The 2,495-nt window shown below is 62.9% G+C and carries 1 protein-coding gene; it reads right to left on the bottom strand.

Translation table 11 applies throughout. From position 1 onward, the window contains the following. The coding region (locus ACIQYU_RS26420; protein ID WP_402802780.1) for an immunoglobulin-like domain-containing protein at nt 1-2,495 on the bottom strand (2,495 nt) is incomplete at both ends.

Here is a 2,495-nt window from a genome sequence, read left to right as displayed (position 1 = left end):
ACGTCGTTGGCCGGAGTTTCGAAGTCGACGCTGCCCTGGGTCTTGCCGGCTTCGATGGTGATGGTCTGGCCATTGGACAGGGTCACGGTCACCGGGGTCTGCGCTGGGTTGCTCAGGGTCACGGTGTAAGTGATCACGCCGCCTTCGGTCACCGACGGGTTCGCCGTCAGGGTCGCGGTGGTGGTGTCGACGGAGTCATTGATGGTGGTCTGAGCTGGTGTCGGGTTCGGCACCAACTGCTCGAAGTTGCCACCGGTCGCACCGGTAATCGTGGTGCTGACGGTCGAGCCGTTGTTGTAGACGTCATTGGCCGGGGTTTCGAAGTCGACGCTGCCCTGGGTCTTGCCGGCTTCGATGGTGATGGTCTGGCCATTGGACAGGGTCACGGTCACCGGCGACTGGGCCGGGTTGCTCAGGGTCACGGTGTAGGTGATCACGCCACCTTCGGTGACGCTTGGCGAAGCAGTCAGGGTCGCGGTGGTAGTGTCGACCGAGTCATTGATGGTGGTCTGAGCCGGCGTCGGGTTCGGCACCAACTGCTCGAAGTTACCGCCCGTGGCGTTCTCGATGGTCACGCTAACGGTCGAGCCGTTGTTGTAGACGTCATTGGCCGGGGTTTCGAAGTCAACACTGCCCTGGGTCTTGCCAGCCTCGATGGTGATGGTCTGGCCATTGGACAGGGTCACGGTCACCGGGGTCTGCGCTGGGTTGCTCAGGGTCACTGTGTAGGTAATCACGCCGCCTTCGGTGACGCTTGGCGAAGCAGTCAGGGTCGCGGTGGTGGTGTCGACCGAGTCATTGATGGTGGTCTGAGCTGGTGTCGGGTTCGGCACCAACTGCTCGAAATTGCCACCGGTCGCACCGGTAATCGTGGTGCTGACGGTCGAGCCGTTGTTGTAGACATCGTTGGCCGGCGTCTGGAAGTCGACACTGCCCTGGGTCTTGCCGGCTTCGATGGTGATGGTCTGGCCATTGGACAGGGTCACGGTCACCGGCGACTGCGCCGGGTTGCTCAGGGTCACGGTGTAGGTGATCACGCCACCTTCGGTGACGCTTGGCGAAGCAGTCAGGGTCGCGGTGGTAGTGTCGACCGAGTCGTTGATGGTGGTCTGAGCCGGCGTCGGGTTCGGCACCAACTGCTCGAAGTTGCCACCGGTCGCACCGGTAATCGTGGTGCTGACGGTCGAGCCGTTGTTGTAGACGTCATTGGCCGGGGTTTCGAAGTCGACGCTGCCCTGGGTCTTGCCAGCCTCGACAGTGATGGTCTGGCCATTGGACAGGGTCACGGTCACCGGGGTCTGCGCTGGGTTGCTCAGGGTCACGGTGTAAGTGATCACGCCGCCTTCGGTCACCGACGGGTTCGCCGTCAGAGTCGCGGTGGTGGTGTCGACCGAGTCGTTGATGGTGGTCTGAGCCGGGGTCGGGTTCGGCACCAACTGCTCGAAGTTGCCGCCCGTGGCGTTCTCGATGGTCACGCTAACGGTCGAGCCGTTGTTGTAGACGTCGTTGGCCGGGGTTTCGAAGTCGACGCTGCCTTGGGTCTTGCCGGCTTCGACGGTGATGGTCTGGCCGTTGGACAGGGTCACGGTCACCGGGGTCTGCGCTGGATTGCTCAGGGTCACGGTGTAGGTGATGACGCCGCCTTCGGTGACGCTTGGCGAAGCAGTCAAGGTCGCGGTGGTGGTGTCGACCGAGTCATTGATGGTGGTCTGAGCTGGTGTCGGGTTTGGCACCAACTGCTCGAAGTTGCCACCGGTCGCACCGGTAATCGTGGTGCTGACGGTCGAGCCGTTGTTGTAGACGTCATTGGCCGGGGTTTCGAAGTCGACGCTGCCCTGGGTCTTGCCGGCTTCGATGGTGATGGTCTGGCCATTGGACAGGGTCACGGTCACCGGCGACTGGGCCGGGTTGCTCAGGGTCACGGTGTAAGTGATGACGCCGCCTTCGGTGACGCTTGGCGAAGCAGACAGGGTCGCGGTGGTGGTGTCGACCGAGTCGTTGATCGTGGTCTGAGCCGGCGTCGGGTTCGGCGACAGTTGCTCGAAGTTGCCGCCCGTGGCGCTTTCGATGGTCACGCTAACGGTCGAGCCGTTGTTGTAGACGTCGTTGGCCGGGGTTTCGAAGTCGACGCTGCCCTGGGTCTTGCCAGCCTCGACAGTGATGGTCTGGCCATTGGACAGGGTCACGGTCACCGGGGTCTGCGCCGGGTTGCTCAGGGTCACGGTGTAGGTGATCACGCCACCTTCGGTGACGCTTGGCGAAGCAGTCAGGGTCGCGGTGGTGGTGTCCACCGAATCATTGATGGTGGTCTGAGCCGGGGTCGGGTTCGGCGTCAGTTGCTCGAAGTTGCCGCCCGTGGCGCTTTCGATGGTCACGCTGACGGTCGAGCCGTTGTTGTAAACGTCGTTGGCCGGAGTTTCGAAGTCGACGCTGCCCTGGGTCTTGCCGGCTTCGATGGTGATGGTCTGGCCATTGGACAGGGTCACGGTCACCGG

Origin of the sequence: Pseudomonas sp. NPDC096925, from assembly GCF_044762545.1 — a bacterium.
Classification (GTDB): domain Bacteria; phylum Pseudomonadota; class Gammaproteobacteria; order Pseudomonadales; family Pseudomonadaceae; genus Aquipseudomonas.
This window is presented reverse-complemented; position numbering and strand designations above follow the sequence as displayed.